This window comes from Campylobacter concisus (assembly GCF_002913865.1).
GTDB classification, from domain to species: Bacteria; Campylobacterota; Campylobacteria; order Campylobacterales; family Campylobacteraceae; genus Campylobacter_A; species Campylobacter_A concisus_AM.
The window spans coordinates 1-6,025 of record NZ_POYX01000119.1 but is presented as its reverse complement, the minus strand read 5'-3'; the positions used below and the strand labels follow the sequence as shown (position 1 = coordinate 6,025).

The 6,025-nt window shown below is 41.3% G+C and carries 5 protein-coding genes; all 5 read right to left on the bottom strand.

What is annotated here, in order from left to right; genetic code table 11:
• Positions 1-180: sugar phosphate nucleotidyltransferase (locus CYP77_RS07560; protein ID WP_258033440.1), on the bottom strand; the 180-nt coding region annotated here is incomplete at its 3' end.
• A 135-nt stretch (positions 181-315) separates the two neighbouring features.
• Positions 316-1,200 carry a methylenetetrahydrofolate reductase gene (locus CYP77_RS07555; RefSeq protein WP_103567025.1) on the bottom strand — a complete coding sequence of 295 codons (885 nt, stop codon included), beginning with the start codon at positions 1,198-1,200 and terminating at the stop codon, positions 316-318.
• Positions 1,201-1,204: 4 nt separating this feature from the next.
• A complete protein-coding gene (locus CYP77_RS07550; RefSeq protein ID WP_103567026.1) occupies positions 1,205-1,663 on the bottom strand; it encodes a hypothetical protein in 459 nt (152 codons plus the stop codon).
• Between the two features lie 25 nt (positions 1,664-1,688).
• Positions 1,689-3,962: a 5-methyltetrahydropteroyltriglutamate--homocysteine S-methyltransferase gene (gene metE / locus CYP77_RS07545; RefSeq protein WP_103567027.1), complete on the bottom strand. Its 2,274-nt coding sequence runs from the start codon at positions 3,960-3,962 to the stop codon at positions 1,689-1,691.
• A gap of 534 nt (positions 3,963-4,496) precedes the next feature.
• A complete protein-coding gene (locus tag CYP77_RS07535) occupies positions 4,497-5,993 on the bottom strand; it encodes a C69 family dipeptidase (RefSeq protein WP_103599731.1) in 1,497 nt (498 codons plus the stop codon).
• Positions 5,994-6,025 lie beyond the last annotated feature (32 nt).

Genomic DNA, 6,025 nt, shown 5'->3' with positions numbered 1-6,025 from the left:
GTAGTAATGATCAATATTTGTTATAACAAATGTCCTATCACAAATTTCACTATTTCGCAGTGCCGTTAGCTGAAAAAGAGACCTATCATCAAATAATTTAATAAATTGTTTTGGCATCAAAGTCCTACTAATAGGCCATAATCTCGTACCAGAACCACCGCATAATAATATATTAGTCATAAATTATTTCTACTTTAAATTAGTTTTAAAAATTCTTTTTAATTAAAGCAAAAATAGACTAAGAATCTAATAAAAATGCTTTAAATATGGATTATATAGCTAGAAGTTTAAAAATTTTTATAGCAAGAGCTGGCTTTACACCAACTCTCTTATGCTTTTTGTAAGCTCCAGGCTCGCTTCGATCTCGGCGCGTTTTGCCATGACGCTTTCTATATTTATGCTTAAATTTAGCCCATTTTCATCGCCAAATTTCTTTAACTCGCACCAAATTTCTTTGATGATCTCGCAGCTACTAGCTAGGTAGTCAGAGCTTAAATTTAGCCTCTCTTCGACCGAGTTTGGCACGCTCACTCCAAGCCATTTGATAAATTCAAGCGTTTTTGGGTTGCCTGCTGTGCTAAATGTAAGAAATATCGGCTCGCTTATCTTTGCAGCCGCGCAATCCTCTAAAAATTTACGCGCTAGCTGTGCGTCAAATATCGCTTGCGATATGAAAAATTTAGCCCCAGCTGCGATCTTTTCACACATCCTTTGTGGCTCATCGCCCTTTTTGCCGTGACGCTCTGCGATACAAACGCCGCCCACTGCTAACTCTTTAAATTCGCTAGCGATCTCATAGGCGCGAGCTAAATTTAGCCTCACTTTTTGCGTGCTTGAAGTTGCCCCCACTAGCACGTTTAAATTTGAGCTTTGAGCCTTAAGTGCTGCGCGAAATTCATCCTCGCCGTATCCGCTAGCCACCCTGTAAAATATACTAGGAGTAGCGACATTTAGGTAATTTTTGTAGTAAATTTCTGGGCTTAGAGTCCCACTAAACTCAAATGTCCTCTCGCTATCATTTCGCTCGCTCTCGTCTTGTACTTCGTAAAGCACGAGTCCATCGGCCTTGATATCATTTATCCGCTCGCTCCAGCGCTCTGAGATCTCACGTAGCTTTGCCTCTTCAAATTCTGCCTTGGGCGGCGTGAGGCCATAGAGTACGAGCCCCTTTTCTTTATTTAAAATTTTTTCTTTTAGCATTTTCTCACTTTTGAACTAGATCAGCCCTCATCACCACGCCAACAGAATTTCTTGACGACATGCAGACAAACTCGTCTTTTAGGTATTTCGCGTCGGCTCGCCAAAAGCTCACGATATTTGCCACATCGGCATTTTGCTTTTTAGCAGCTATCATATATCTTTTTATGACGGCGACAAAAGCCTCTTGGCAATAGCCCTTTATATCTCCGCTATCAGTGATAAATCTTTGAACCTTTACATTTGCCTTTATAATGCTTTTATTTTGGTCGTTTGAGCCAAACTCAAGCCTCACATTTTCAAAGCCCGTTAGCTCTTTTTTGGCAGCTTCTAAATTTAAAGTCTCGCTGATACTATAGATATTTGTTTGCTTGTACGCACCTTTGTTGAGTGGTATAGAGTGGCGTCCAGAACTACATCCGGACGCAAAGATAACTAATACTACAAATAGAAAAATCCTTTTCATTTTTCAAATCCTTTTTAATTAAATTTTATAGACCTCTTACGATCTTGACGGCTTCTACCATGTTTTTAAGGCTTGGCTCGACCTCTTCCCATTTTCTAGTTTTTAGGCCGCAGTCAGGGTTGATCCAGAGTTGCTCTTTTGGTAACACCTCAAGCAGAGCTTTGATCTGAGCGATGATCTCCTCGACACTTGGCACGCGTGGGCTGTGGATGTCATAAACGCCAGGTCCGACCTCTTGTTTATAGCCAACAGCTTTGAAAATTTTAAGTAGCTCGTTGCCACTTCTTGCAGTCTCGATACTGATGACATCGGCGTCCATAGCTTCGATGGTCTTGATGATGTCATTAAATTCAGAGTAGCACATATGCGTGTGGATCTGAGTTTTTGCCTCAGCTGAGCTTACTGAAAGCTTGAAGCAATCAACCGCAAATTTTTCATAAGCTGGGATATTTTCAGCTCTTAGCGGATAGCCCTCTTTAAACGCTGCCTCATCGACTTGGATCACTCTGATGCCCGCATCTTGAAGGTCTGCGATCTCGTCATAGATACAAAGTGCAAGCTGTTTTGCTACCTCGCTTCTTGGAAGATCGTCACGCACAAAGCTCCAGTTTAGCATCGTTACAGGTCCAGTTAGCATGCCCTTCATTACGTGTTTTGTGATGCTTTGAGCGTATTTCATCCACTTAACAGTCATCGGCTCTGGGCGGCTTACGTCACCAAAGAGAAGTGGTGGCTTGACGCAGCGGCTGCCGTAGCTTTGTACCCAGCCATTTTGGCTAAATGCGTATCCGCTGATCTGCTCGCCAAAGTACTCAACCATGTCGTTTCTCTCTGGCTCGCCGTGTACTAGCACATCTAGGCCAATATCTTCTTGGAATTTCACGCAGTGATCGATATATTTTTTGATGCCTGCTTCATAAGCGGCCGCGTCGATCTCGCCTTTTTTGAAATTTTGGCGAAGTACGCGAAGATCAACCGTTTGAGGGAAGCTGCCTATCGTTGTTGTTGGCAAGATGCCGTATTTTAGCGTTTCACGTTGGATTTTGATGCGATCTTCAAATTTCTCATCGCGCTCAAATTTGCTTAAATTTTTAACGCGGTTTTGAACGCTTTCAGAGTGGATGAGCTTTGAAGTGGCGCGAGTTTTAACTGCATTTTTGTTCTCTTCGTAAATTTTTGTTTCGCTCTCATTTAGCTTCTCGCCGTTTGCTAGTTTTGTGATGATCTTGATCTCATCAAGCTTCTCAACCGCAAAGCTTAGCCAGCTTTTGATCTCTGGGTTTAAATTTTCTTCATATTTTAGAGTGTATGGCACATGAAGAAGTGAGCATGAAGTGCCGATGTAAAAGTCTTTGCCGCCTATTTTTTCTGAAATTTCACGAACAAGTTTTACTTTTTCATCGATGTTGCTTTTCCAGATATTTCTGCCGTCGATCACGCCTGCAAATAGCGTCAAATGGCTATTTTTGATAGTCTCAAGTGCCTCAAAATTTCTCTTGCCGTGGATGAAGTCAAGTGCGATACCATAAATTTTAGTTTTAGCCACTTCGCTAGCTGCCTTGATCGCATGCTCAAAATATGTCGCAAACACGATTTTGATGTTGCTGGCAACGCCTGTTAGCTCGTTATAGACCTTTGTGATAAGTGGTAAAAGTAGCTCTTCGTTTTTGTCAGTTACAAAGATCGGCTCGTCAAACTGCACTAAAATTTCATCATCAAGCTTAGAAATTTGCTCAAGTAGCTTTTTGTACTCGCCTACAAGCGCGTCAAGGTGCTTAAATGGGCAGCTACCGTCAGTCGTCTTTGAAAGAGACAAAAATGTGATAGGGCCGATCAAATTTACCTTGCCTTTTACGCCGTTAGCCTTCGCCTCTTTGTATTCATTTAAAATTTTGTCCGCTTTTAGGCTAAATTTGCTCTCGCTGCTAAGCTCTGGCACGATGTAGTGGTAGTTTGTGTTAAACCACTTTGTCATCTCCATCGCAACGCCATTTTTATTGCCTCTTGAGCAAGCAAAATATTGCTCCAAGCCGCTTAAATTTGCAAATCTTGGAGGCGTAGCGCCAAAAGCGATAATGTTATCAAGCATTAGGTCGTAAAATGAAAAATCATTAACGCTAATGGCTGAAATGCCAGCGTCTTGTTGATATTTCCAGTGTCTTTGGCGAAGTGTCTTTGCAGTCTCTTGCAAATTCTCTTCACTAAAGCCCTCTTTACCAGCCCAAAAGCCCTCTAACGCGCGCTTTAACTCTCTTTTTTCTCCGATTCTTGGAAAACCTAAAACATAACTTTTTATCATTTTTATCCTTTATAAATTTAAATTTATACTAAAACTGCGCAAGGCACAGCAACCTTGAATATTTTTATGCAGGTACAAGGGGGCTAGAATTACGAAACCGCCCCCTTATCCCTACGACCCAAACCCCCAGCACGTTCAATGTTGTTGTGCTGCGCACAAGTCTAGGTCACCCCAAACACGGTGGATGACACCCGCTTCTTCTTAAGCTAAAGTAAAATTTATAAAAAATCCTACTAAAAAGATCCTTGCCAAATTTCAAACACTGCTTCGTTTTATTTTTAAAAATGCAGTTACAATGCAGCGGACCTGCTAGCAAAAATGGATTAATATCAATATGAAAAAATGTAAAATTGTTTAAAAATTTGCGTGTTTTTTGAAAATCGCTGATATGTTTTTTGCCGAGATTAACGAGCTTTACGCATGGGACAAGGCATCAGCGTTTTTCCTTTGTAGTGAATTTTTGCCGCATTATAAACGCTCTTTGCCAAATTTTTGTTTAAATTTGGGCGCTACTAAATTTCACGCCCAAAACTTTTAGTCTTTTTTACCTTTATTTAGGGATTTTAGCTTAGCGTCCATGTCGGCTGTAAGCATAGTAAAGACCTTGTTTGTAAGCTCCATTGTGAGATCTTTAGCTTCTTGCATAGTCTTTTTACTAAATTCATTTAAAAGTTTGTCAGCTTTTTTCTTATCTTTTTTATAAAGTTTTACGTACTCATCTTCAAATTTAGCCTGTTTTACCGCCAACTCTTTTTCAAATTTAGCGTAGGCCTCTTTAACCACTGGCGAATACTTCTCATAGTCAGTCATCACAAGGGTTTGAAGCTTTCTATAAACCCAGTATATCGAAGTATCATCAGCATCGTATGAGCCATCTGAGTAGCCTTTTATAAAGCCATCAAGTCCCTCGTAATACGGCAAATAAACGCTAAGATCGGCCATGCCAAGAGCGACGTAGGTCACACGGCCAATCTCTTTTGGTAACCACGGGCGCACCTGCATGACGTGAGACTCGTATGTTCTAAAGACGCTTATAGCGCGGTAGATGTTTTTCTTATCTTCATCTTTGCTAGCGTAGTTGTCAAATGCAGTGCCGTCGTAGTGGGCTCTCATTGCAGCTTTTAGATCATCAACACTTAGTTTTTTCTCTGGTTTTAAAAATACTGGAAATTTCTGACCATCAGCGAAGTCTTGTTTTAAGCTTGGGTTAAACATGCTTTGCACCCAGCAAACACGTGGGTAGTTGTAGGTCACATCTCTTTCATCGTCCCTTGTATAGGCCTTTGTAAAGTTAAATTCGCCATCTTTTGCAGGGTCATAAGTCTTGTTGTCGATCGCAAATTTGATGACATCTTTTGCACCCATGAAATTTGGATCATTCTCTTTGTAAGCGTGCAGTCTGCCTTGGTTTGCAGTGACGAAATACTCATCTTGCGGGATCTTTGAAGCGATCCATTTATGGCCTGTACCTGTCTCAAAGTACCAAAGCTCGTTTGCGTCGATAAATACCACACCAAAGCCCTCTCCAGCGCCTTTGGTCTCAACTATCTCGCCAAGAAGCTTAACACCCTCTTTTGCACTCTTCATACGCGGCAAAAGCACATCTGGGATGTCGTCCTCAGTGATACCAGTCTCTTCGTTATATGGGTCGATCTTTAAAAGCTCATCTTTTGCGTAGATGGTCTCAGTGCCGCTTAGTCCAACGCCAGCCTCGTTGTAGCCGACCGCTCCGTGAAGTTTTGTGTGTGAGTTTGCGATGGTTGTGTATCTCATGCCATCTTTTGGGAGCGGATATGTAAAGTCATTTGCGCCGTCATGAGCCTTTGAGCTGTGCATGCCAGTTTGATTTTTCGTAGCTGGATGGATCAAAAAGACTTGAGCCTTTATAGCCTTGCTATCAGCACTTCTAGCCACTAGCATAGAGCCGTCGTTTGAAGCTTTATCTCCTACTAAAATAGTAGTGCATGCCAAGCTACTTGTACCTAAAATCGCACTCATATCGACGATTGATGCGAAAATTTTGACTTTCATTTTTTCTCCTTTATTATAATAAACATTTTCAT

Bases quoted from the DNA above. Each gene is read 5' to 3' on its own strand.
- CYP77_RS07555 (WP_103567025.1), bottom strand. From the start codon at position 1,200: ATGCTAAAAGAAAAAATTTTAAATAAAGAAAAGGGGCTCGTACTCTAT.
- CYP77_RS07550 (WP_103567026.1), bottom strand. From the start codon at position 1,663: ATGAAAAGGATTTTTCTATTTGTAGTATTAGTTATCTTTGCGTCCGGA.
- metE (WP_103567027.1), bottom strand. From the start codon at position 3,962: ATGATAAAAAGTTATGTTTTAGGTTTTCCAAGAATCGGAGAAAAAAGA.
- CYP77_RS07535 (WP_103599731.1), bottom strand. From the start codon at position 5,993: ATGAAAGTCAAAATTTTCGCATCAATCGTCGATATGAGTGCGATTTTA.